The sequence below is a fragment of the Stenotrophomonas sp. C3(2023) genome (assembly GCF_032911385.1).
Classification (GTDB): domain Bacteria; phylum Pseudomonadota; class Gammaproteobacteria; order Xanthomonadales; family Xanthomonadaceae; genus Stenotrophomonas.
The window spans coordinates 1-309 of sequence record NZ_JAWJLO010000013.1 but is presented as its reverse complement, the minus strand read 5'-3'; the positions used below and the strand labels follow the sequence as shown (position 1 = coordinate 309).

General features: G+C 67.6%; 1 protein-coding gene. It reads left to right on the top strand.

The features are described from left to right. Window positions 1-17 precede the first annotated feature (17 nt). On the top strand, window positions 18-309 hold a 292-nt coding region (locus RZA67_RS16400), incomplete at its 3' end, for an Ig-like domain-containing protein (RefSeq protein ID WP_317214126.1).

The following is a 309-nucleotide window of genomic DNA, read 5'->3' as shown; positions in this document are numbered from 1 at the left end:
CCACTGCCGTGGTGGCAGTGAACCCGAATGCAGCCGATGACACCCTGTCTGCCGCCGCCGGTGCGACCACCGTGCTCGGTGTGCTCGCCAACGATGCCGCACCGCTCAATCCGGTGGTGACGGTTTCCGTTGCCCCGACCAATGGCACGGCCGTGGTCAACGGCGATGGCAGCATCAGCTACACCCCGGCCGCCGGGTTCATCGGTGCGGACACCTTCAGCTATCAGCTGTGCCTGCCCGCGCCGTACGCCACGGTCTGCGACACCGCCTCGGTGACGGTCAATGTGAGCAACACCGCGCTGGTGGCGG